Annotated in this window: 19 protein-coding genes and 1 pseudogene; 18 read left to right on the top strand and 2 right to left on the bottom strand. The window is 56.3% G+C overall.

From position 1 onward, the window contains the following. The first annotated feature begins 3 nt into the window (after positions 1-3). The 11 genes from lpxD to greA all read left to right on the top strand — a co-directional run bounded on the left by lpxD (position 4) and on the right by greA (position 12106). Positions 4-996, top strand: a complete 993-nt coding sequence (gene lpxD, locus SWE17_RS05715; protein WP_322992151.1) for a UDP-3-O-(3-hydroxymyristoyl)glucosamine N-acyltransferase — start codon at positions 4-6, stop codon at positions 994-996. Then, positions 993-1433, top strand: coding sequence for a 3-hydroxyacyl-ACP dehydratase FabZ (gene fabZ / locus SWE17_RS05710; protein WP_322992150.1), 441 nt, complete (start codon positions 993-995; stop codon positions 1431-1433). The genes lpxD and fabZ overlap by 4 nt, the downstream gene beginning before the upstream one ends. Positions 1434-1439: 6 nt before the next feature. Then, entirely contained in the window at positions 1440-2255 is an 816-nt protein-coding gene (lpxA, locus tag SWE17_RS05705; RefSeq protein ID WP_322992149.1) for an acyl-ACP--UDP-N-acetylglucosamine O-acyltransferase, read from the top strand. 50 nt (positions 2256-2305) lie between these two features. Continuing rightward, positions 2306-3247 (top strand): Gfo/Idh/MocA family oxidoreductase, encoded by a 942-nt coding sequence (locus SWE17_RS05700; RefSeq protein WP_322992148.1) that lies wholly within the window; start codon positions 2306-2308, stop codon positions 3245-3247. Between the two features lie 26 nt (positions 3248-3273). Further along, positions 3274-4374, top strand: a complete 1101-nt coding sequence (locus SWE17_RS05695; protein ID WP_322992147.1) for a DegT/DnrJ/EryC1/StrS family aminotransferase — start codon at positions 3274-3276, stop codon at positions 4372-4374. A 26-nt stretch (positions 4375-4400) separates the two neighbouring features. Continuing rightward, positions 4401-5546 carry a lipid-A-disaccharide synthase gene (gene lpxB / locus SWE17_RS05690; RefSeq protein WP_322992146.1) on the top strand — a complete coding sequence of 382 codons (1146 nt, stop codon included), beginning with the start codon at positions 4401-4403 and terminating at the stop codon, positions 5544-5546. Then, positions 5518-6135: a ribonuclease HII gene (gene rnhB / locus SWE17_RS05685; RefSeq protein WP_322992145.1), complete on the top strand. Its 618-nt coding sequence runs from the start codon at positions 5518-5520 to the stop codon at positions 6133-6135. Before lpxB ends, rnhB begins: the two co-directional genes overlap by 29 nt. Next, a complete protein-coding gene (locus tag SWE17_RS05680; RefSeq protein WP_322992144.1) occupies positions 6132-6905 on the top strand; it encodes an RNA methyltransferase in 774 nt (257 codons plus the stop codon). Before rnhB ends, SWE17_RS05680 begins: the two co-directional genes overlap by 4 nt. A gap of 198 nt (positions 6906-7103) precedes the next feature. Continuing rightward, on the top strand, positions 7104-8267 hold the full coding sequence (gene carA / locus SWE17_RS05675) for a glutamine-hydrolyzing carbamoyl-phosphate synthase small subunit (protein ID WP_322992143.1): 1164 nt from the start codon (positions 7104-7106) through the stop codon (positions 8265-8267). A gap of 1 nt (position 8268) precedes the next feature. Continuing rightward, on the top strand, positions 8269-11529 hold the full coding sequence (gene carB / locus SWE17_RS05670; protein WP_322992142.1) for a carbamoyl-phosphate synthase large subunit: 3261 nt from the start codon (positions 8269-8271) through the stop codon (positions 11527-11529). Positions 11530-11629: 100 nt separating this feature from the next. Continuing rightward, complete coding sequence (gene greA, locus SWE17_RS05665) at positions 11630-12106, top strand: transcription elongation factor GreA (protein WP_322992141.1); 477 nt, start codon at positions 11630-11632, stop codon at positions 12104-12106. A 67-nt stretch (positions 12107-12173) separates the two neighbouring features. Here greA and SWE17_RS05660 read toward each other — a convergent pair whose 3' ends face one another. After that, entirely contained in the window at positions 12174-12647 is a 474-nt protein-coding gene (locus SWE17_RS05660) for a YhbY family RNA-binding protein (RefSeq protein WP_322992140.1), read from the bottom strand. A gap of 31 nt (positions 12648-12678) precedes the next feature. Between SWE17_RS05660 and SWE17_RS05655 the strand changes: the two genes are divergently transcribed. The 4 genes from SWE17_RS05655 to glmM all read left to right on the top strand — a co-directional run bounded on the left by SWE17_RS05655 (position 12679) and on the right by glmM (position 17727). Further along, positions 12679-13341, top strand: a complete 663-nt coding sequence (locus tag SWE17_RS05655) for an RlmE family RNA methyltransferase (RefSeq protein WP_322992139.1) — start codon at positions 12679-12681, stop codon at positions 13339-13341. Positions 13342-13447: 106 nt separating this feature from the next. Next, positions 13448-15364, top strand: a complete 1917-nt coding sequence (gene ftsH / locus SWE17_RS05650) for an ATP-dependent zinc metalloprotease FtsH (protein ID WP_322992138.1) — start codon at positions 13448-13450, stop codon at positions 15362-15364. 61 nt (positions 15365-15425) lie between these two features. Further along, complete coding sequence (folP, locus tag SWE17_RS05645) at positions 15426-16313, top strand: dihydropteroate synthase (protein ID WP_322992137.1); 888 nt, start codon at positions 15426-15428, stop codon at positions 16311-16313. A gap of 85 nt (positions 16314-16398) precedes the next feature. After that, positions 16399-17727, top strand: coding sequence for a phosphoglucosamine mutase (glmM, locus tag SWE17_RS05640; RefSeq protein ID WP_322992136.1), 1329 nt, complete (start codon positions 16399-16401; stop codon positions 17725-17727). Between the two features lie 27 nt (positions 17728-17754). On the opposite strand, the gene SWE17_RS05635 is transcribed toward glmM, so the two are convergent. Further along, complete coding sequence (locus SWE17_RS05635; protein ID WP_322992135.1) at positions 17755-18576, bottom strand: pyruvate, water dikinase regulatory protein; 822 nt, start codon at positions 18574-18576, stop codon at positions 17755-17757. Positions 18577-18721: 145 nt separating this feature from the next. Here SWE17_RS05635 and ppsA point away from each other — a divergent pair, with 145 nt between their 5' ends. The 3 genes and pseudogenes from ppsA to SWE17_RS05620 all read left to right on the top strand — a co-directional run. Further along, positions 18722-21112, top strand: a complete 2391-nt coding sequence (gene ppsA / locus SWE17_RS05630; protein WP_322992134.1) for a phosphoenolpyruvate synthase — start codon at positions 18722-18724, stop codon at positions 21110-21112. Between the two features lie 22 nt (positions 21113-21134). After that, positions 21135-23255, top strand: a complete 2121-nt coding sequence (locus SWE17_RS05625; RefSeq protein WP_322992133.1) for a VC_2705 family sodium/solute symporter — start codon at positions 21135-21137, stop codon at positions 23253-23255. 94 nt (positions 23256-23349) lie between these two features. Continuing rightward, a pseudogene (locus SWE17_RS05620) lies at positions 23350-23413 on the top strand (30S ribosomal protein S6); the annotation flags it as partial.

Genomic DNA, 23413 nt, shown 5'->3' with positions numbered 1-23413 from the left:
ACCGTGTCGCTGACGCTTGGCGCTATCGTTGAGGCTCTAGGCGGGCGCTTGTTGGGCTCACCAGACCAGCTTGTGTCTGGTTTGGCACCTTTGCAGGGTGCGCAGCCCGACCAAATCAGTTTCCTCAGCCAAGCCCGCTATCAAAGCCAATTGGCCAACAGCTTGGCTGGTTGCGTGATTGTGAGCCCGGCTTTTGAGCCCCAGGTGGCCCAACGGCCTGCGGCCATCATCACTGATGATCCTTATTTGTACTTTGCCCGATTAACCCAATTGTGGAAGCGGATGCTCCCGCGGTCTTCGGTTCCTAATATCCACCCCAGCGCGGTGATCGACCCTGCTGCCCTGATCGCCAAGGATGCCATCATTGGCCCTTTGTGTGTGGTGGAGCGTGGGGCCGAAGTCGGCCCTGGTACTTGGTTGAAGTCCCGCGTGACGTTGGGTGAAGATTGCAAAATCGGGGCGCGTTGCCTGGTGCATTCGGGGGTGGTCATTGGTGCCGACGGATTTGGGTTTGCGCCTCACCAAGGCCAGTGGGAAAAAATTGAACAACTGGGCGCGGTTCGCATTGGTAACGATGTGGAAATCGGGGCCAACACCTGCATTGACCGGGGTGCCTTGGAGGACACGGTCATTGAGGACGGTGTCAAACTCGACAACCTGATTCAGATTGGCCACAACGTGCAGGTTGGCCAGCACACGGCCATGGCCGGATGCGTCGGTGTGGCAGGAAGTGCCAAGATCGGTGCCCACTGCACCGTAGGCGGTGGTGCCGTGGTGCTGGGGCATCTGAGCCTGGCTGATCATGTGCACATTTCTGCGGCCTCGGTGGTCACGCGTTCCATCTTACAACCCGGCCATTACACCGGGATGTTTCCGCTGGACAGCAATGCCAACTGGGAAAAGAACGCCGCCAGCCTCAAACAATTGTCCCGCTTGCGCGACCGCATCAAAGCCCTCGAGGCGCACATTCAAAACAACAAGGAAAACCGATCATGATGGACATTCACAAAATTCTCAAGCAGCTGCCGCACCGCTACCCCTTTTTGCTGGTGGACCGTGTGCTGGAACTCGAAAAAGGCGTGCGCATCAAGGCTTTGAAGAACGTCACGATCAACGAGCCATTTTTCACAGGCCATTTCCCTCACCGTCCGGTCATGCCGGGCGTGCTGATGCTGGAGGCGCTGGCCCAAGCAGCCGCTTTGTTGTCTTTTGACACACTGGGCGCCGCGCCCGATGACAACACGGTTTATTACTTCGCGGGCATTGACGGTGCGCGGTTCAAGCGCCCGGTGGAGCCGGGCGATCAGTTGACCCTGGATGTGCAGCTGGATCGCATGAAGGCTGGCATTTTCAAGTTCAAGGCCCAGGCCAAGGTGGGTGACGAGCTGGCCTGTGAGGCCGAATTGATGTGCACCATGCGCAAAATTGCCTGAGGATTTATGGCGACTATTCATTCCACCGCATTGGTTGATCCGGCAGCTCAGTTGGACGCCTCCGTGACCGTTGGTCCTTACACCATCATTGGCCCGAATGTGGTCATCGGTGCTGGCTGCACGGTGGGCTCGCATTGCACGATCGAGGGCCACACCACCATCGGGCAGAACAACCACATCCACAGCTACACCTCTTTGGGCGCTGCGCCGCAGGACAAAAAATACGCAGGGGAACCTACCCGCTTGCTGATCGGCAACGGCAACACCATACGTGAGTTTTGCACCTTCAACGCAGGAACTGTCAACGGTGGTGGTGTCACCCAAGTGGGCGATGACAACTTGTTCATGGCTTATGTCCATTTGGCGCACGATTGCCAAGTAGGCAGCCACACGATTTTTGCCAACAACTCACAGCTGGCGGGTCATGTCGTGGTGGGTGACTGGGTCATCCTGGGCGGCTTCACGGTCGTGCGTCAGTTCTTGCGACTGGGGGCGCACAGCTTCACGGCCATGTGCACTTTGCTGTTTGCCGACCTGCCTCCTTATATAACCTGCCAGGGCCAGCCAGCTTCTGCCCGTACAGTGAACGCCGAAGGTTTGCGTCGTCGAGGTTATTCGCCTGCCCGAATCACTGCAGTACGGGCCATGCACAAAGCCTTGTACCGAGAAAACCTCACATTGGAAGCGTCCAAAGAGCGCATCTTGCAAATCGCCAAGGACAAACCCGAAGTTCAGGCTGATGCAGACATGATGCTGGACTTTTTGTCCGGCGTTTCGCCCAAAGTGGGCATTGTGCGTTCGCGTCGCCGCTCGGTCGATTGAACAACCCAAGGGCCAGGTCTTTCCTGGTCCGAGCATGAAAGGAGGGCCCAGTGGCCCTGTTGCGTTGCGCCGTCGTTGGCGTTGGTTATCTGGGCAAATTTCATGCTCAAAAGTACGCCAAGATTCCCGAGTGTCAGCTCGTCGCGGTGGTGGACAGTCGGCAGGAACAGGCCGAGGCGGTCGCCGGACCCTTGGGCTGTGCGGCTCTGACGGATTATCGCGCTTTGATTGGTCAAGTCGATGCGGTCAGTATTGTGGTGCCCACACAAGGTCATTACGAAGTGTGTGCCGAATTTCTTCGAGCGGGTGTGCACGTTTTGGTCGAAAAGCCCATGACCACCACCTTGGATCAGGCCGACGAACTGATCCGCTTGGCCAAGGAGAAAAACTGTGTCTTGGCTGTGGGCCACTTGGAGCGCTTCAACCCAGCCGCTTTGGCCTTGGAGCCCTTGTTGTCCAACCCCCGGTTCATCGACAGCTCACGCCTGGCCCCGTTCAAGCCACGCGCCACCGATGTGAGTGTGCTGCTCGATTTGATGATCCACGATGTGGATTTGATTTTGTCGCTGGTTGACAGCGAGCTGGAGAGTGTGGAATGTTCGGGTGCACGCGTGTTGACAGCCGACATTGACATTGCCAATGCCCGCATTCGTTTTGCCAATGGTTGCGTGGCCAATGTGACCGCCAGTCGCGTGAGCGCCAAGAGCGAGCGAAAAATGCGTGTTTTCCAAGAGAAAGCCTGTCATTCTTTGGATTTTCAGGCCCGCACATTGACCACATACAAGGGCTCCAGCTTGCCCATAGCCGATACCGAGTTGGCCATTGAGCGCCAAGAGCAGTCGTTTGGCGAGGCCGATCCCCTGTTCTCCGAAATCCTCGATTTTGTTGAGAGCATTCGAGATGGCCGCCCTCCCAAAGTGAGTGGTGAGGCCGGACGCCGTGCGCTGGAGGCTGTTCAGCGCATCACCGAAGCCACTCGTCTGATTTCCTGATTTTTTTAATTTTTGAAAGGACCGCTATGCCCATCCCTATGGTCGATCTGGTCGCTCAGTACCGCGATCTCCAGCCCCAGTTGGAACCTGCACTTTTGAAAGCCTTGACGGCTGCGCAGTTCATTTTGGGCCCCAACGTTCAAGCCTTTGAGAAAGAGGCGGCCGAGTACCTTGGTGTGGCCCACGCCATCACTTGTGCCAATGGCACCGATGCATTGCACTTGGCCTTGTTGGCCGCCGGTATTGGGCCTGGCGACGAGGTGATCACCACGCCTTTCACATTCATCGCCACCGCAGAGGCCATTGCTTATGTGGGTGCCAAAGCGGTATTTGTTGACATCGACCCCTGCACCTTCAACATCGACGTGGCGCAGGCCAAGCGCGCCATCACCGCCAAGACCAAGGCCTTGTTGCCGGTGCATTTGTTTGGACAGCCCGCCAATTTGGCGCCTTTGATGGCCTTGGCCAAAGAGCACCAGCTTCAATTGGTGGAAGACTGCGCACAATCTTTTGGTGCCAACATCGGTGGCATCCAGACTGGCGCGATGGGTGATGTGGCCGCTTTCAGCTTTTTCCCCAGTAAAAATCTGGGCTGCTTTGGCGACGGCGGCATGATCACAACGCAGTCGGACGACATGGCGGAAACCCTGCGCATGCTTCGCAACCACGGCAGCAAGGTACGCTATTACCACGACATCGTGGGTTACAACAGCCGACTGGACGAACTGCAGGCGGTGGTGCTGCGGGCCAAGTTGCCGTTGATTGACCATTACAACCAAGAGCGTCGTCGCGTTGCTCACCGGTACAACGCTGGCTTGTGTTTGCTGAACTTGCAAACGCCCTGCGAAGATGGCGTGGGCTTGCATGTGTTCCACCAATACACCCTTTTGACCGATCACCGCGAGGTGATTCAGCAGGCTTTGGCTGAGCACAAAATTGCCAGCGCTGTTTATTACCCCGTGCCTTTGCATCAGCAAAAGGTGTTTGCCGATATTTCTGTAGGGTCCCATTTCCCAGTCACCGAGTCGGTGGCGAAGCGCTGTTTGTCGCTCCCCATTTATCCAGAGTTGAGCAACGAAGCCATCGATGAGGTTTGCGGCGTGATTCGCCAGGTTTTGAAGGCGTGATGGCAGACGTCCGGCCAATATCGACCATGTCCACATCAGTCTTTCGGGTGAGCATGGTTGCGGCCGAGCGCTCTGGCGACATGCTCGCTGCCTTGTTGTTGCAGGGTATGGAAAAAGCCTGGCCGCAATTGCGAGCTTCGGGTATCGGCGGACCGCAGATGACTGCGGCTGGTTTCGAGTCGCGTTGGTCTTGTGACGAGTTGTCCGTTAGGGGCTTGGTGGAAGCGCTTTGGCGTTACCGCCACATCAACGGCATCCGCCAGACCTTGATTCAGGATTTGCTGGCATCTCCCCCCAACCTTTATGTGGGCGTTGATGCATCGGACTTCAACTTACCCGTAGAGCGTTTGCTGCGGCAAAAAGGCGTACCAACGGTTCAGTTGGTGTGTCCTTCCATTTGGGCCTGGCGGCCTGAGCGAGTGCAAAAAATTCGCGACAGCGTGGACCATGTGCTGTGCATTTACCCTTTCGAACCGGATTTGTTGGCCCAGCATGGCATCCAGGGCACTTTTGTGGGCCACCCCGTCGCTGATGTCATCCCCCTTGAACCTGATCGCTTGAAGGCGAGACTATCCCTGGGTTTGCATGCAGAGGCCCCCATCGTGGCCTTGTTGCCAGGCAGCAGACCCTCGGAGGTGAAAGCTTTGGCTTTGCCGTTTTTGCAAGCGGCTCAGTTGATCCGCCAGCAAAGGCCTGAATTGAAGTTTGTGTTGCCCACGCATGAGCTGTTGAAACCTGTGATCGATGCCGCCATTGCCCAGACCGACATGCACTCGCATGTGCAGGTGGTGTTGGGCCGTTCGCACGAGGTGCAGGCAGCTTGTGATGTGGCGCTGGTGGCCAGTGGTACAGCCACTTTAGAAACCGCGTTGCACAAACGCCCCATGGTCATCGCTTACAAAATGCAATGGTTGTCTTGGCAGATCGCCAACCGTCAGCGCTTGCTGCCTTGGGTCGGTTTGCCCAATATCTTGTGCAACGAAAGCTTGGTGCCTGAATTTTTGCAAGAGCAAGTACAGCCGAAAGTGCTGGCTCAGGCGGTCCTGCGCTGGTTGGACGATCCTGTTGCCGTGGCCCAGATTCAGCAGCGGTTCACCGATTTGCACCATCAACTGCGTCAGGACATGCCGACGCTGGCGACCCATGCGATCCAAAAAGTCATTGCTGGTTGAGCAAAAAACCTTAAATTGGGATACCGATGGCCTGGTGGCCGGGGTGGACGAGGCTGGGCGCGGCCCCTTGGCAGGCCCTGTGGTCGCTGCCGCCGTCATCTTGGACGATTTAAACCCCATTCGTGGGCTGAACGATTCCAAAAAACTCTCTGCCAAGCGCCGCGAGGCATTGTTTGACGAAATTCGGGCTCGCGCACTGTGTTTTGCCATTGCCGAAGCCAGTGTGCAAGAAATTGACCAAATCAACATCTTGCAAGCCACACTGCTGGCCATGAAGCGGGCCGTTGAAGCGCTGCGACTGCCCCCGAAGTTGGTGCTGGTAGACGGCAATCGCTTACCCACTTTGTCCATTCGGGCCGAGGCCATCGTGCAAGGAGATGCTTTGGTGCCTGCCATCTCGGCGGCCTCCATTTTGGCCAAAGTGCACCGTGACAGGTTGTGTCAAGCGATGCACCAGTGCTATCCAGTTTACGGATTTGACCAACACAAAGGTTATGGAACAGCCCAACACTTGGCTGCACTGCAAGCTCATGGTCCGGCAGATTGCCACAGATTGACATTTGCCCCAGTGGCCAGGAGTGCGCGATGAAGTTGATCACGTCGCGAGACAACCCCCAAGTCAAGCTTTGGAAGCGTTTGGCCCAGGAGACCACCGCCTACCGAAAAGCGGAACAGTTTTGGCTGGAAGGCGATCACCTCTGCCGAGCTGCCATTGAGCGTGGCGTGCGCCCCTTACAGGTGGTGATGACCGAGTCATTTCAGCTCGAACAGGGGCAACAGTGGATGGATTTGACCGATCAGGTCGTTGTCTTACCGGACGCCTTGTTTGACAGTTTGAGCGGTTTGGAGTCACCCGCCCGCATGGGCTTTGTGGTGGCATGGGGTGCTGAAAAACAAGTTTTGCCCGATCAACCCACCGTGGTGCTGGACCGCTTGCAAGATGCCGGTAATGTAGGGGCCATATTGCGCTGCGCTTCGGCATTTGGTTACAGACAGGTTTTAGCCGTCAAAGGCACCGCAGCCCTGTGGTCCCCCAAGGTCCTCAGAGCAGGTATGGGTGCACATTTCGGCCTGAAATTGATTGAATCCATCAGCGAGACAGAAGTGGCGGCTTTGCAGGTGCCCATTTTGACGACCAGTTCGCACGAAGGGCCTTTCTTGCATGAAATGCTCCGTCGAGGTGATTTGCCCAGTCCTTGCGCTTGGGTTTTTGGGCATGAAGGGCAGGGCGTGAGCGAAGCCCTGATGGCCATGGCTCGGCATTCCGTTCGGATCGCTCAGCCAGGTGGCGAAGAATCATTGAACGTGGCTACGGCTGCTGCCATTTGTTTGCATGCCAGTGCGACGGTTTTACTGTGATACTTTTGCGTGTACAGCGAGGGTTTTGAGAGCAGATTTGTCAGGGTTTCCAAGTAGTCCTCAGCTATAATGGTGGGCTTTCCCGCATCAACCTGTACGCCACAGTCCATCCTAGGCCCAATCCTCGAACAAGCAGCCAAAAAGAGATCACATCTCTGGTGAGTGCTGAGGCGTACCCGAACTATTCCGGAGAACCCAGTGCTTTTGTCTCTTCAGGGAACCTTCCCGCCCGCCATCTTGGCGCTCGCAGACGGCACGGTCTTTATCGGCAACTCGATTGGAGCCACCGGCTCCACAGTCGGCGAAGTGGTGTTCAACACCTCTCTCACTGGCTACCAGGAAATCCTCACCGACCCCAGTTACTGCCAGCAGATCGTCACCTTGACGTACCCGCATATTGGTAACTACGGCGTCAACTTGGAAGACATCGAAGCTGACAAAGTCCATGCCGCTGGCTTGATCATCAAAGACTTGCCTTTGGTCGCAAGCAACTTCCGCTCCAGCCAAACCTTGTCGGCCTACCTTATCGATGCTGGGACAGTTGCCATTGCCAACATCGACACACGTCAACTCACACGCATCTTGCGCACCAAGGGCGCTCAAAACGGTGCCATCGTGGGTCTGGCCAAAGGCCAAGAGGTCACGCAGGCGGTGATCGATCAAGCCGTGGCTGCAGCCAAGGTCGCGCCCAATATGGCCGGCCTCGATTTGGCTCAAAAAGTCTCCGTATCCAAGTCGTATGAATGGACACAAACCGAGTGGACCTTGGGCGAAGGCTACGGCAATTTGACCGCACCCAAGTTCCATGTGGTCGCGTATGACTTCGGCGTGAAGAAAAACATCTTGCGCATGCTGGCTGAGCGCGGCTGCAAAGTGACCGTGGTGCCTGCGAAGACACCCGCTTCCGAAGTGCTCCAACATAAGCCGGATGGCATCTTCTTGTCCAACGGCCCTGGCGACCCTCAGCCTTGCGACTACGCGATTGCTGCAGCGGCTGAGTTGATCGAAACCGGTATCCCCACATTCGGCATTTGCCTGGGTCATCAGATCATGGCTTTGGCCAGCGGCGCCAAGACCTTCAAGATGAAGTTTGGCCACCACGGCGCGAACCACCCCGTCAAAGACCTGGATTCCGGCCGGGTGTCCATCACCAGCCAGAACCACGGTTTTGCAGTGGATGAAAAGTCCTTGCCCGCCAACTTGCGCGCCACGCACGTGTCCTTGTTCGATGGCACTTTGCAGGGCTTGGCTCGCACCGACAAGCCCGCGTTCTGCTTCCAGGGTCACCCCGAAGCATCGCCTGGCCCACACGACATTGCTTACCTTTTTGACCGCTTCATCAACTTGATGGAGGCGAAATAACATGCCCAAGCGCACCGACCTCAAAAGCATTCTCATCATTGGCGCAGGCCCGATCATCATTGGTCAGGCCTGCGAGTTCGACTACTCTGGCGTTCAAGCTTGTAAAGCTTTGCGTGAAGAGGGTTACAAAGTCATCCTGATCAACAGCAACCCTGCGACGATCATGACCGACCCGGCCACAGCCGACGTGACTTACATCGAGCCCATCACTTGGCAAACGGTCGAAAAGATCATCGCCAAAGAGCGCCCCGATGCCATTCTGCCCACCATGGGTGGCCAGACCGCGCTCAATTGCGCTTTGGACCTGTGGCACCACGGCGTGCTCGAAAAGTACAAAGTCGAGTTGATCGGCGCAACGCCCGAAGCCATCGATAAAGCAGAAGACCGCTTGAAGTTCAAAGATGCCATGACCAAAATTGGTTTGGGCTCTGCGCGATCGGGTATTGCCCACAGCATGGAAGAGGCGTGGGATGTGCAAAAGACATTGGGTTTCCCCACCGTCATTCGCCCCAGCTTCACCTTGGGCGGCACGGGCGGCGGCATTGCTTACAACCCAGAAGAATTTGAAGTCATTTGCAAGCGCGGTCTGGAGGCTTCGCCCACCACCGAGCTGCTGATTGAAGAATCGCTGCTCGGCTGGAAAGAGTACGAGATGGAGGTGGTGCGCGACAAGGCGGACAACTGCATCATCATTTGCTCCATCGAAAACTTGGACCCCATGGGCGTGCACACCGGTGACTCGATCACAGTGGCACCCGCACAAACATTGACCGATAAGGAATACCAAATTTTGCGCAACGCCTCTTTGGCTGTGCTGCGCGAAATCGGTGTGGACACGGGCGGCTCGAACGTGCAGTTCTCGATCAACCCCAAAGACGGCCGAATGGTCGTCATTGAGATGAATCCACGTGTGTCGCGTTCGTCGGCATTGGCTTCCAAAGCCACTGGTTTCCCGATCGCCAAAGTGGCAGCCAAGCTGGCTGTGGGCTACACCCTCGACGAGTTGCGCAACGAAATCACAGGTGGTGCTACGCCAGCGTCGTTCGAACCTTCGATCGACTATGTGGTCACCAAGATCCCTCGTTTCGCTTTCGAGAAGTTCCCAACGGCCGACAGCCGCTTGACCACCCAAATGAAATCGGTGGGCGAGGTGATGGCCATGGGGCGTACCTTCCAAGAGTCCTTCCAAAAAGCCCTGCGCGGTTTGGAAGTGGGCGTGGACGGCATGAACGAAAAAACACAAGACCGCGAAGTGCTCGAGAAGGAACTGGGCGAACCTGGCCCCGAGCGCATTTGGTATGTGGGCGATGCATTCGCCATGGGCTTGAGCGTGGACGAGGTGTTTGCCTTGACCAAGATCGACCCTTGGTTCCTGGTGCAGATTGAAGAGATCGTGAAGATCGAACTGGAACTGGAAACCACAACGCTGGAAGCGATCACTGCTGAAGAGTTGCGTGCGCTCAAGAAGAAGGGCTTCTCCGATCGCCGTTTGGCCAAATTGCTCAAAACCACCGAGCATGTGGTGCGTGCCCGTCGTCACGCCCTGAACATCCGTCCCGTTTACAAGCGCGTGGACACCTGTGCGGCGGAGTTCTCAACCGACACCGCCTACATGTACTCCTGCTACGAAGGCAACGGAGACGGCGAGTGCGAAGCCGAACCGACGACCAACAAGAAAATCATGGTGCTGGGTGGCGGTCCCAACCGCATTGGTCAGGGCATCGAGTTTGACTACTGCTGCGTGCACGCCGCTCTCGCCATGCGCGAAGACGGTTACGAAACCATCATGGTCAACTGTAACCCCGAGACCGTGTCGACCGACTATGACACCTCGGACCGTTTGTACTTCGAGCCGGTGACCTTGGAAGACGTGCTGGAAATCGTCGACAAAGAAAAACCTACAGGCGTTATCGTTCAATACGGCGGTCAAACGCCTTTGAAATTGGCGCTTGATTTGGAAGCGGCTGGCGTGCCCATCATCGGTACCAGCCCTGACATGATCGACGCGGCCGAAGACCGTGAGCGCTTCCAAAAATTGCTGCAAGACCTCGGTCTGCGCCAACCCCCCAATGCCACCGCTCGCACTGAGCCGGAAGCTTTGGAAAAAGCGGCGGCTTTGGGATACCCCTTGGTCGTTCGCCCCAGCTATGTTTTGGGTGGCCGCGCCATGGAAATCGTGCACGAGCAACGTGACCTTGAGCGCTACATGCGCGAAGCGGTCAAGGTGTCGCATGACTCACCCGTGTTGCTCGACCGTTTTTTGAATGATGCGATCGAGTGCGATGTGGATTGTTTGCGCGATCCCGAAGGCAAGACCTTCATCGGCGGCGTGATGGAACACATTGAACAAGCCGGCGTGCACAGCGGTGACTCGGCATGCTCACTGCCGCCTTACTCACTGTCGTCAGACACCGTAGATGAACTCAAGCGCCAATCGGCCGCCATGGCCGGTGCCTTGAATGTGGTGGGTTTGATGAACGTGCAGTTCGCGATTCAAAACATCGACGGCAAAGACGTGATCTATGTCTTGGAAGTCAACCCACGCGCTTCGCGCACCGTGCCTTATGTTTCCAAGGCTACAGGCATTCAGCTGGCTAAAGTTGCAGCGCGCTGTATGGCAGGCCAGAGCCTGGCCTCGCAAGGCATCACCAAAGAAGTCACGCCGCCTTATTTCAGCGTGAAAGAAGCGGTGTTCCCATTCGTGAAGTTCCCTGGCGTGGACACCATCCTCGGCCCTGAGATGAAGTCCACAGGCGAAGTCATGGGTGTAGGTAAGACCTTTGGCGAGGCCTTTGTGAAGAGTCAGTTGGGAGCTGGCACCAAACTGCCACGGCCCATCAAATCCGACGGTACACCTTCGGGCAAAGTGTTCATCTCGGTCAAAAACAACGACAAAGTGCGTGTCATTGAAGTGGCTCGTCAGTTGGCGGCTCAGGGCTTTGCTTTGGTGGCCACCAAAGGTACTGCCAATGCCATCACCGAAGCGGGGGGTGCTTGTGCCATCGTCAACAAGGTCACGGAAGGTCGCCCGCACATTGTGGACATGATCAAGAACAATGAGATTGTTCTGGTCATCAACACGGTGGAAGAGCGGCGCAATGCCATTGCCGATTCGCGACACATCCGCACATCGGCTCTGCTCAACCGCGTCACCACCTTCACCACCATTGCGGGTGCCGAGGCGGCGGTGGAGGGCATGAAGTACATGGATAAATTGGACGTCATATCTGTGCAGGAAATGCATGCACAGTTGCTGGCCTGACCCTTTGTCTTTCGAATCAACCTGTCTAATGGACAGGGCATAATGCAGAGAATGACCGCCGAGTTTGAACACTCGGCGGTTTGTTTTTGGAGAACCTCACATGTCCACCATCCCAATCACCAAGCGCGGTGCAGAAAAACTCAAAGACGAGTTGCATCGCCTCAAAACCGTTGACCGCCCAGGCGTTATCCAAGCTATTGCCGAGGCGCGTGCGCAAGGCGATCTGAGCGAGAACGCTGAATATGATGCGGCCAAAGACCGCCAAGGTTTTGTTGAAGGTCGTATTCAGGAAATTGAGGGCAAGTTGTCCGCTGCACAGATCATCGACCCCGCATCGGTGGATGCCGGAGGCCGTGTGGTGTTTGGAAGCACCGTGGAGCTGGAAGATGAGAGCTCAGGCGAGTCTGTGAAATACCAAATCGTGGGTGAGGACGAGGCCGACTTGAAGTTGGGCTTGATCAACATCAGCAGTCCGATTGCCCGGGCCTTGATTGGTAAAGAGGAGGGTGATGTGGCTGAGGTACAGGCACCCGGTGGCGTACGCCGTTACGAAATTGTGGGTGTTTCTTACATTTGAGGCCTGAAAAAGGCCATTGCAAATGGCCTTTTAACCGAAGAGCTGAGGCATTTAAGCCAATGCCACGTCAATCGTGGCGGCCTTTTTTCACTGATTTTTGTTTGGGCTTGGCCCGTTTGATTTGTCCACCAGCGGCCAAGCGTTGGTTGCCCAACACGCGAACGGTTTTGACTTCGGGGCGTTGACCGCCGCGTGAGCTGTATTTCAGAATTTTGAAATCGCGTGGACCTGCTTTGCGGTCTTCGTCGGTTTCCTTGACCTTCTCCGGTTGAGGGCGCCAGATGATCAACAATTTGCCGATGTGCTGAATAGGTGCAGCGTTGAGTTGGTCGGCGAGTTGGGCAAACATGGCCTCTCGTGCAGCGCGGTCATCACCCAGCACACGGATTTTGATCAATCCATGGGCATTCAAGGCGGCTTCGGTTTCCTTGATGACGGCGGGGGTCAAACCATCACCCCCGATCATGACGACCGGATCCAGGTGATGGGCATCGGCGCGAAAAACTTTGCGCTCGGCAGGTGTGAGTTGTATTTGGGGCATACCCGTATTATCCCCGCAAGGACGCAGAAGAATGAAAGTCAAAACCAAAAGTAAAAAAGTCAATAAAGCGTGGTTGAACGACCACGTCAACGACACGTACGTGAAACTGGCCTTGAAAGAGGGCTACCGGGCGAGGGCTGCTTACAAACTCAAGGAAATCGATGAAACCCTGAGCTTGATACGGCCTGGCGATTTGGTGGTTGACTTGGGTTCGGCCCCTGGGGCATGGAGCCAATACCTGCGCCGCCGTTTGTCGCCCGATGGCGCGGCTGTGGGCGAACTCAATGGCAGCATCATTGCGCTGGATATTTTGCCAATGGACCCAGTGGAAGGGGTGCACTTCATCCAAGGGGATTTTCGTGAAAACGAAGTGGCCGCTTTGCTGGAAGCCGCATTACAAGGGCGCCAAGCTGACGTGGTGGTGTCTGACATGGCCCCCAATTTGTCGGGTATCGAGTCGTCAGATGCGGCCCGAATCCAGCATTTGATTGAACTGGCCGTTGAGTTTGCGCAAAACCACATGAAACCCCAGGGGGCATTGGTGGTCAAGGTTTTCCATGGCAGCGGTTACAGCCAGATTGTCAAGATGTTCAAAGAGACCTTCAAGGTCGTTAAACCCATCAAGCCCAAGTCCTCGCGCGACAAGTCTTCAGAGACATTTTTGGTGGGCATGGGTCTGATTCACGCCACTTGACCCCTTAATTCCTCCCTTTTCGAGGGCCAAACTGTCATTTGTTCCCTCCAAGGGCTTGCTGCAGGCCTAAAATAAGTTCAGTCATTTTTTTCGATTGGAGCCTCTCTTGAATAACCCTTGGTTTTCCAAAATTGCCGTTTGGATGGTGATTGCCATGGTGCTGTTCACCTTGTTCAAGCAATTTGACAACCGTGGTGTCGCAGGTGCGAATGCCATTGGCTATTCAGATTTCCTCGAAGAGGTTCGCGGTAACCGGATCAAGAGTGCCACCATTTCTGAGAGCCCTGGCGGCACCGAGATTTTGGCCATCACCAATGATGATCGCCGAATCAAGACCACAGCGACCTACCTCGACCGTGGTCTGGTGGGTGATCTGATCAACAGTGGCGTCAAGTTCGACGTCAAGCCCCGCGAAGAAGGCTCTTTGCTGATGACCTTGCTGGTCAGCTGGGGTCCTATGCTTTTGCTGATTGGTGTCTGGGTGTATTTCATGCGCCAGATGCAAGGCGGCGGCAAGGGCGGGGCTTTCAGCTTTGGTAAGTCCAAGGCCCGCATGATGGACGAGAACAACAACAACACCACTTTTGCGGATGTGGCCGGTTGTGACGAAGCCAAGGAAGAAGTCAAAGAAGTGGTGGACTTCCTGAAGGACCCTCAACGCTTCCAGAAATTGGGCGGTCGCATTCCCCGCGGTTTGCTGTTGGTGGGGCCTCCCGGAACCGGTAAAACCCTGCTGGCTAAAAGCATCGCTGGCGAAGCCAAAGTGCCGTTTTTCAGCATTTCGGGTTCTGACTTTGTCGAGATGTTTGTGGGTGTGGGTGCGTCCCGGGTCCGCGACATGTTCGAGAACGCCAAAAAGAACGCACCCTGCATCATCTTCATCGATGAAATCGACGCGGTCGGCCGCCAACGTGGCGCCGGCTTGGGTGGCGGCAATGACGAGCGCGAGCAAACCCTCAACCAGATGCTGGTCGAGATGGATGGTTTTGAGACCAATTTGGGTGTGATCGTCGTGGCGGCCACCAACCGTCCGGACATTCTGGATGCTGCTTTGTTGCGCCCCGGTCGTTTTGACCGGCAGGTCTATGTGACCTTGCCCGACATCCGTGGTCGCGAGCAAATTCTGAACGTTCACATGCGCAAAGTCCCAATCGGTCAAGACGTGAACGCTGCCGTGATCGCACGCGGTACGCCCGGCATGAGCGGTGCCGATCTGGCCAACCTTTGTAACGAAGCGGCTTTGATGGCTGCCCGTCGCAACGCCCGTGTGGTGGAGATGGTCGACTTTGAAAAGGCCAAGGACAAGATCCTGATGGGCCCCGAGCGCAAGAGCATGGTCATGCCTGAGGAAGAGCGCCGCAACACGGCCTATCACGAAGCAGGGCACGCCCTCATCGGTAATTTGCTGCCCAAGTGCGATCCGGTGCACAAGGTCACGATCATTCCCCGTGGCCGAGCCCTGGGCGTGACCATGAGCTTGCCCGAGAAGGACCGCTACAGCTACGACAAGGAGTTCATGCTCAACCAGATCAGCATGTTGTTTGGTGGGCGCATTGCCGAAGAGGTTTTCATGCACCAAATGACCACCGGTGCCAGCAACGACTTCGAGCGGGCCACCTCCATTGCCCGTGACATGGTCATGCGTTATGGCATGACCGATGCCCTCGGTCCGATGGTCTATGCTGAAAACGAGGGTGAAGTGTTCTTGGGCCGTTCGGTTACCAAAACCACGAACATGAGCGAGTCCACCATGCAAAAGGTGGACTTGGAGGTGCGCCGCATCATTGATGAGCAGTACAGCGAGGCTCGTCGTTTGATTGAGGAGCACAGCTCGCAGATGCATGCCATGGCCAAGGCCTTGCTCGAGTGGGAAACCATCGACAAAGATCAGATTGCCGACATCATGGCGGGTCGCGATCCTTTGCCCCCCAAGGACTGGACGCCTCGCACGCCGCCATCCGGTGGCAGCAGCGGCGGTGGTACACCTGACGTACAGCCTGAACCAGCGGCCACTGCAGCTTGATTTTCAAGTTCGGTGTGCAAAAAGCGGGGCCTATGGCCCCGTTTTTCATGGAAAAACTTTGATGCCTTCTTCTCTTTCCACAACACAAGCGGTCAGGTATTGGCAAACCGCGCGTTTTGAACTGAATTTGGCCAAACCACTGGTCATGGGCATTGTCAATGTCACGCCAGACTCCTTTTCCGATGGCGGTCAGCATGCTGAAACCTCACAAGCACTACGCCATGCCGAGCAACTGCTGCGCGAGGGGGCGGATATCTTGGATATTGGTGCGGAATCCACCCGACCAGGGGCTGAAGTGGTACCCCTGGCAAGCGAGTTGGCACGTCTAGAGCCCTTTTTGCGCGAAGCGGTTCGTTGGCAAGTGCCCATTTCTGTCGACACTTACAAACCCGAGGTCATGCAGGCATGCCTCGATTGGGGTGTCGACATCGTCAATGATGTTTGGGCACTGCGCCAACCGGGTGCGGAGCAAGTCGTGGCGGGCCATCCTCGCTGCGGTGTGTGTCTGATGCACATGCACCGTGATCCCCAAACCATGCAAACCCAGCCCATGACGGGGGATGTTTTGACTGAGGTGGATGTCTTTTTGCGAGGCCGTGTGAACGCTTTGTTGGGCAGTGGTGTAGCGGCTTCTCGTGTGGTGCTGGATCCAGGGATTGGTTTTGGCAAAACCGTGGCGCAGAATTTTCAACTCTTGGCCCGTCAATCTGATTTGTTGCACATGGGTTTTCCACTCTTGGCCGGTTGGTCCCGCAAATCGGCTCTCGGGGCTGTTCTGGCACAAGATGGACAAGTGCCAGAACCCGCGCAAAGACAAATGGCCAGTGTGGCTGCCGCTTTGATGGCAGTGGAGCGAGGGGCGTCGGTCGTGAGAGTTCACGACGTCAAGTGCACGGTCGATGCGCTCAAAATCTGGTTCGCCATGCAACAGCAAGTCCATACCGCTTGACGCGCTCAGCTGGGGTGCTTGGGCCTCTTGCGGGCCTTGGAAGGCTAAAATTCCCTCACTTATTACAAAAATCAGGATCGTTCACATGGCACGTCAATACTTTGGCACAGATGGGATTCGCGGCACGGTGGGGCAAAGTCCCATCACCCCCGACTTCATCTTGCGCTTGGCCCATGCTGTGGGCCGTGTTTTGAAGGCCAAAGAAGTACACCCCACGGTCTTGATTGGCAAGGACACACGCATATCTGGTTACATGCTGGAAAGTGCTTTGGAGTCGGGTTTCAATTCCGCAGGCGTCGATGTGGTGCTTCTGGGGCCGGTTCCGACGCCTGCTGTGGCTTATCTGACCAGAGCCCAACGGGCATCTCTGGGCGTGGTCATCAGCGCAAGTCACAACCCTTTTGCCGACAACGGCATCAAGTTTTTCAGTGCCCAAGGCAAGAAGCTGTCGGACGCATGGGAAGAGTCCGTGGAAGCCACCTTGCTGGAAGACCCCGTTTGGGCGGATTCTGCCGCCCTGGGTAAAACCCGCCGCCTGGACGATGCGGCGGGTCGGTACATTGAGTTTTGCAAAAGCACTTTTTCGAACGATTTGACCCTCAAGGGCCTGAAGATCGTTGTGGACGCTGCGCACGGAGCTGCCTACCAAATCGCTCCCAAAGTGTTTCATGAATTGGGTGCCGAGGTCATTGCCATAGGTTGCTCACCCGATGGTCTCAACATCAACAAAGGTGTGGGTGCCACCCATCCGCAGGCTTTGGTCATGGCAGTCAAGGAACATCGGGCAGATTACGGTATTGCTCTGGATGGTGATGCCGATCGCTTGCAGTTTGTGGATGCGAGCGGGCGTTTGTTCAACGGTGATGAGCTCTTGTATTTGATGGTGGCTGACCGCTTGGCCCGCGACGAAGCTGTGCCAGGTGCAGTGGGCACCTTGATGACCAATTTGGCCGTTGAGGTGGCGCTCAAGCAGCGTGGCGTGCAATTTGTCCGTGCCAAAGTGGGGGACCGTTATGTGCTGGAGGTCTTGCACGACAAAGGCTGGTTGTTGGGCGGGGAGGGTTCAGGTCATTTGTTGGCGCTGGACAAGCACACCACGGGCGATGGTCTGGTCAGTGCATTGCAGGTGCTTCAGGCGTGTGTGGGCAGCGGCAAGACCATGGCGCAATTGCTGGAGGGCATCACGTTGTTCCCTCAAACCCTGATCAATGTTCGCTTGACCCCCGGATTTGATTGGCAAGGTCACCAAGCTCTGTGGGATGCCACGCGTGCGGCCGAAGCCAAATTGGGCGATTCCGGACGGGTCTTGATTCGTGCCAGTGGCACCGAGCCCTTGGTTCGCGTCATGGTCGAGGCACGCGATGCAGTACAAGCACGTGAATGTGCCGAAAGCATCGCCGCGACGCTGCAGTGAAATTTGTTGCTACCGCTGAGTCAGGCCTCAGTAAATCAAGCGCTCCGGTTTGATTTCTTGCAGGATGGTGGTGGCGATCTCTTCAATCGACTTGGTTGTGGTGGACAGCCAGCGGATGCCTGAGCGGCGCATCATGGCTTCGGCTTCGGACACCTCCATGCGGCAATTTTCAATGCTGGCGTAACGCGAATTGGGTCGGCGTTCAGCGCGGATCTCGGCTAAGCGGTCTGGGTGGATGCTCAGGCCAAAGATTTTTTGGCGGTGTGGCACCAAGGCAGGGGGCAATTGCCGGCGGTCAAAATCCTCTGGAATCAGGGGGTAGTTGGCTGCTTTGAGGCCGTGCTGCATGGCCAGGTACAAACTGGTCGGGGTTTTGCCGCTGCGGCTGACACCCACCAAAATCACGTCTGCAGACTCGAGATCGCGGTTCGACTGACCATCGTCATGCGCCAGTGAAAAGTTGATGGCTTCGATGCGGTCGTGGTATTCCTTGCTTTTGCTGACATCCGAAAACCGACCGACCCGATGGTGCGATTTGATGCCCAGTTCGGCCTCCAGAGGGTTGACGAAGGTGCCGAACATGTCCAGCAGCATCCCTTTGCAGTTCTCTTGCAGTACCTTGAGCACGTCCATGTTCACCAGGGTGGTGAATACGATGGGCTTGTTGCCTTCGGCCTCAGCGGTGTGATTGATCTGACGGACCGCTTGATGGGCCTTGTCGATGGTGTCCGTGAAGGGCAAACGGACATGGCGAGATTTCATGTCGAACTGGGCAAGAATGGCGTTGCCAAAAGTCTCGGCTGTGATGCCGGTGCCGTCGGAGACGAAAAATACAGTGCGTTTGGGCATGCTTGCAATTTATTTCAAAGGCTGAGGTCAACAAGACCCCTAAAATCAGTCGATTATCCATCGCAGTCGGCTTGGGGTTCTATGCCAAGAACAACAATAACCCCCAGCTGTGCACTGGAGCCAGGTTTTAACTTTGGAGCTTTGCATGTCTGATCTTTTCAGTGAGACCGCTTTGGTCGTCCCCTTCGAGCTTTTGCGCATGACCGATGTCGAGTCGGTTGGTGGCAAAAATGCCAGCTTGGGAGAGATGATTTCCCAGCTGCCTTCGGGCGTTCGGGTGCCCACGGGCTTTGCCACCACCGCCCACGCTTTTCGCCAGTTTCTGGCGTTTGGCGGTTTGACCGAGCGCATCAACGCCCGTTTGGACGCACTGGACACTGAAGATGTGCGTGCCTTGGCGGCGGCGGGTGCAGAAATCCGGGCCATGGTCGAGGCTCAGCCATTCCCATCAGATTTGGCTCAAGCCATTCGCGAAGAATTTTTGCGTCTGCAGGGCGGCAATCCCGATGCCTCTTTTGCGGTCCGCTCTTCGGCAACAGCCGAAGATTTGCCAGATGCTTCTTTTGCAGGTCAGCAGGAAACCTTCCTCAACGTGGTCGGCATTGAGCACGTACTGCACAAGATGAAAGAGGTGTTCGCCTCGCTTTACAACGACCGTGCCATCAGCTACCGCGTGCACAAGGGTTTTGCCCACGCCGACGTGGCCTTGTCCGCAGGCGTGCAGCGCATGGTGCGCTCCGATCTCGGTGCGGCGGGTGTCATGTTCACCATCGACACCGAATCGGGTTTTGAAGATGTGGTGTTCATCACCTCCAGTTATGGTTTAGGTGAGACGGTGGTGCAGGGGGCTGTGAACCCTGATGAGTTCTATGTCCATAAACCCATGTTGGCTGCTGGAAACCGCAGCGTGATCCGCCGTAATTTGGGCTCCAAGCTGATCGAGATGGTGTTCGCCACCCCTGAAGAAAAAGCTGCCTCGGGCAAGCTGGTCAAAACCACCGACGTTCCTACTGAGCTGCGCAACCGCTACAGCCTGACCGATGACGAGGTCGAGCAACTGGCCCGCTACGCGGTAGTGATCGAGCAGCATTACGGCCGCCCCATGGACATCGAGTGGGGCAAAGATGGCACCGACGGTTTGCTCTACATCTTGCAAGCTCGCCCTGAGACCGTCAAAAGCCAGGCCAAAGGCACGCCTGAACTGCGTTACAAGCTCAAAGGCAAAAGCACTATCCTGGCCGAGGGCCGCGCGATTGGTCAAAAAATCGGTACAGGCCCGGTTCGCTTGGTGCACAACATCAGTGAGATGGACAAGGTCCAGCCTGGTGATGTACTGGTGACTGACATGACCGACCCGAACTGGGAGCCGGTGATGAAGCGTGCGAGCGCGATCGTCACCAACCGGGGCGGGCGCACCTGCCATGCCGCCATCATTGCGCGCGAGCTGGGCATTCCGGCGGTGGTGGGTTGCGGCAATGCCACCGAACAACTGACCGAAGGCACCCTGGTCACTGTCAGTTGTGCAGAAGGCGATACCGGCCACATTTACGACGGTTTGCTGGAGACCGAGATCAGCGAGATCCAGCGCGGCGTGCTGCCCGAGATCAAAACCAAAATCATGATGAACGTGGGCAACCCCCAACTGGCTTTTGACTTTGCCCAGTTGCCCAACGCCGGTGTCGGCTTGGCGCGTTTGGAGTTCATCATCAACAACAACATCGGTGTGCACCCCAAGGCCATTCTGGATTACCCCGCCATCGACGCTGACTTGAAGAAAGCCGTGGAATCGGTGGCCCGTGGCCATGCTTCTCCCCGCGCTTTTTATGTCGACAAGGTGGCTGAAGGCGTGGCCAGCATCGCCGCCGCTTTCTGGCCCAAGCCGGTCATCGTGCGTTTGTCCGACTTCAAAAGCAATGAATACCGCAAACTGATCGGTGGCAGCCGTTATGAACCGGAAGAAGAAAATCCGATGTTGGGCTTCCGAGGCGCTGCGCGTTACATCAGCGCGGACTTTGGCGAAGCCTTTGCCATGGAATGCGAAGCCCTCAAACGCGTGCGTGGCGAGATGGGTTTGACCAATGTGCAGATCATGGTGCCTTTTGTGCGCACCCTAGGGCAAGCCGAAAAGGTGACCCAGCTGCTGGCCACCCAAGGCTTGCGCCGTGGTGAAAACGACCTCAAGGTCATCATGATGTGTGAAGTGCCCAGCAATGCCATCTTGGCTGAGCAGTTCCTCGAGTTCTTTGACGGCTTTTCGATTGGCTCCAACGACTTGACCCAACTCACATTGGGTTTGGACCGTGATTCGGGCATGGAGTTGTTGGCTGCTGATTTTGACGAGCGCGACCCGGCGGTCACGGCCTTGATCTCTCAAGCCATTCGGGCTTGTCTGGCACAGGGCAAGTACATTGGCATTTGCGGGCAAGGTCCTTCTGATCACCCTGATTTTGCACATTGGTTGATGGCACAGGGCATCAGTTCGATTTCTTTGAATCCGGACACCGTCATCGAAACCTGGACCAATCTGGGCGGCTGATTCGTCCGTTGAAGACTCTGCGATGAAACCGGCAGCCATCACCTCCTCGTCATACCACTGGCGAATTCATCGCAATGTGCTGATTTACATGGCCCTCCTCGTCTGTTTGATGGGGGCCATGGCTTGGGCTGAGCGATGGGGTTTGTCGCGAAACCTCATTGGTCCGATCTTCTTGTTCAGTACGGTGATGATTTACGCCTTGATCGGCATTTCCAGTCGCACCACCGATGAAGACGAGTATTACGTGGCTGGAAGGCGCATCCCGGCCATGTACAACGGGATGGCCACGGCCGCTGATTGGATGAGTGCGGCTTCCTTCATCAGTTTGGCGGGAGCCCTGTACTTGCAAGGCTTTTCTGGCAGCGGCCAGCAGCCCGGTGGTTTGGCTTATGTGATGGGCTGGACGGGCGGCTTTTGCTTGGTGGCTTTGTTGATTGCGCCCCAGCTGCGTGCCATGAAGCTTTACACCTTGCCAGACTATTTCGATCAGCGCTATGGCGGCCGCTGGCCTCGCATCATTGCCGCTTTGGCATCGGTTTTGTGTTCGTTCACTTATGTGGTGGCGCAGATTTACGGCATTGGCTTGATCGCCTCGCGCCTGACGGGCGTGCAGTTCGAAATTGGCATTTTGCTGGGCCTTGGCGGTGTCTTGCTGTGTTCGTTTTTAGGGGGCATGCGGGCCATCACCTGGACTCAAGTAGCGCAATACATCATGTTGTTGATGGCATTCATGATTCCGGTGTCTTGGTTGGCTTACAAACAACTGGGCACACCCCTGGCGCCATTGGCCTATGGGCAGCAATTGGCCCAAATTGAGGCAATTGAAAAGAAGCTGATCAACGACCCTGCTGAAATTGAAGTTCGCCAGGCTTTTGCTCGGCGGGCCCAAGTGTATGAAGAGCGCCTTAAAAATGTGGATGCTGCCATGGTGGCTTTGCGCCAAGAGCTGGAAGAGAAAATCCGCATGCTCAAAGCACAATCGGCCGATTTCGCCACCATTGCGCAAGCTCGGCGCGAACTGTTGGCCGTTCCGCGCGATGTCGCCACCGCACGCGAGCAGTGGACGCGGGCCATGCTGGACAACCGAGAAAGGTCCAAGCCTCTGGGTGGTATGCCCCAGCATGCACAGGCCTTTGCTGGAAGTCCTGACGGCAGCCCGGAAGAGGCGAAATTGTTTGACGAGTCTCGGTTGAATTTTTTGGCCTTGGTTTTTTGCCTCATGGTCGGGACCGCGGGTTTGCCACACTTGTTGACCCGTTTTTATACGGTGCCCTCGGTGGCCGAGGCCCGCACTTCGGTCGCATGGTCCCTGTTTTTCATCGGCTTGCTCTATGTGAGCGTTCCAGCTTTGGCCGTGTTGGTCAAGTTCGAGGTGCTCAATCATTTGGTGGGGAGCAGTTTTGAGGACTTGCCCAGCTGGATGGCCCAGTGGGCACGATTGGATTCGGGGCTTTTGGAGTTCTCAGACGTCAATGGCGACCGAATTTTGCAGTTGGGTGAGTTGAAGTTGGGGGCTGACATGGTCATGCTGGCCACGCCAGAGATGGGTGGCATGCCTTTTGTGGTGTCAGGTTTGGTGGCCGCAGGAGGCTTGGCAGCAGCCTTGTCAACGGCCGATGGATTGTTGTTGACCATCAGCAATGCGCTGGTGCACGACATTGGGCCTGGTCGCGATCGAAAACCCAAGTCATCCGAAGGCCGCGTCATTTTGTCCAAATTTGCGTTGCTGGCGGTGGCCATGTTGGCCGCCGTGGTGGCCGCTTTTAAACCAGCCGAAATCTTGGCCTTGGTCTCCACGTCTTTTTCCTTGGCTGCAGCGGCATTTTTTCCGGGCATGGTTTTGGGCATGGTCTGGCGCAAAGTCCATCGCCCGGCGGTGGTGGCCGGCATGCTGACGGGTCTGGGCGTCACGCTCTACTACATGGTGGTCAATGCCCCTGGTTTTCGTCATCTGATGGGGCTAACGCCAGGTGAGGGCCTGTGGTTTGGCATTCAGCCTCTGTCAGCAGGCGTTTTTGGGGTTCCTGTTGGCTTCTTGGTGATGGTTGTCTTGACCTGGGTATTGCCCAATTCCTGGGTGGAGCGCAGCGTGCCTCCAGCAAGCCCGGTTGCAAGAGTCAACAGTGAGTATCCAGGGCTCTGAAATCGAGCTATAATCTTAGGCTTCGCCTTGCCGCACCCCGACAGACGCTGGGGGCGGCTTTTCCAACCTTTTGGGTTAACCGCAAGGAGTCTCAATGCGTCATTACGAAATCATTTTGCTGATCCATCCCGATCAGTCCGAACAAGTTCCAGCCATGC

The organism is Limnohabitans sp., from assembly GCF_034680285.1.
GTDB lineage: Bacteria > Pseudomonadota > Gammaproteobacteria > Burkholderiales > Burkholderiaceae_C > Limnohabitans_A.
Note: the sequence above shows the minus strand (reverse complement) of the source record. Positions and strands in the feature narration are given on the sequence as shown.

What these genes read in the sequence shown, in the direction of transcription:
- SWE17_RS05625 (WP_322992133.1), top strand. Translation starts at nt 21,135, where the DNA reads ATGAAACCGGCAGCCATCACCTCCTCGTCATACCACTGGCGAATTCAT.
- carB (WP_322992142.1), top strand. Translation starts at nt 8,269, where the DNA reads ATGCCCAAGCGCACCGACCTCAAAAGCATTCTCATCATTGGCGCAGGC.
- SWE17_RS05695 (WP_322992147.1), top strand. Translation starts at nt 3,274, where the DNA reads ATGCCCATCCCTATGGTCGATCTGGTCGCTCAGTACCGCGATCTCCAG.
- SWE17_RS05660 (WP_322992140.1), bottom strand. Translation starts at nt 12,647, where the DNA reads ATGCCCCAAATACAACTCACACCTGCCGAGCGCAAAGTTTTTCGCGCC.
- lpxA (WP_322992149.1), top strand. Translation starts at nt 1,440, where the DNA reads ATGGCGACTATTCATTCCACCGCATTGGTTGATCCGGCAGCTCAGTTG.
- SWE17_RS05635 (WP_322992135.1), bottom strand. Translation starts at nt 18,576, where the DNA reads ATGCCCAAACGCACTGTATTTTTCGTCTCCGACGGCACCGGCATCACA.
- rnhB (WP_322992145.1), top strand. Translation starts at nt 5,518, where the DNA reads ATGCGATCCAAAAAGTCATTGCTGGTTGAGCAAAAAACCTTAAATTGG.
- fabZ (WP_322992150.1), top strand. Translation starts at nt 993, where the DNA reads ATGATGGACATTCACAAAATTCTCAAGCAGCTGCCGCACCGCTACCCC.
- lpxB (WP_322992146.1), top strand. Translation starts at nt 4,401, where the DNA reads ATGTCCACATCAGTCTTTCGGGTGAGCATGGTTGCGGCCGAGCGCTCT.
- SWE17_RS05655 (WP_322992139.1), top strand. Translation starts at nt 12,679, where the DNA reads ATGAAAGTCAAAACCAAAAGTAAAAAAGTCAATAAAGCGTGGTTGAAC.
- glmM (WP_322992136.1), top strand. Translation starts at nt 16,399, where the DNA reads ATGGCACGTCAATACTTTGGCACAGATGGGATTCGCGGCACGGTGGGG.
- ppsA (WP_322992134.1), top strand. Translation starts at nt 18,722, where the DNA reads ATGTCTGATCTTTTCAGTGAGACCGCTTTGGTCGTCCCCTTCGAGCTT.
- folP (WP_322992137.1), top strand. Translation starts at nt 15,426, where the DNA reads ATGCCTTCTTCTCTTTCCACAACACAAGCGGTCAGGTATTGGCAAACC.
- greA (WP_322992141.1), top strand. Translation starts at nt 11,630, where the DNA reads ATGTCCACCATCCCAATCACCAAGCGCGGTGCAGAAAAACTCAAAGAC.
- SWE17_RS05680 (WP_322992144.1), top strand. Translation starts at nt 6,132, where the DNA reads ATGAAGTTGATCACGTCGCGAGACAACCCCCAAGTCAAGCTTTGGAAG.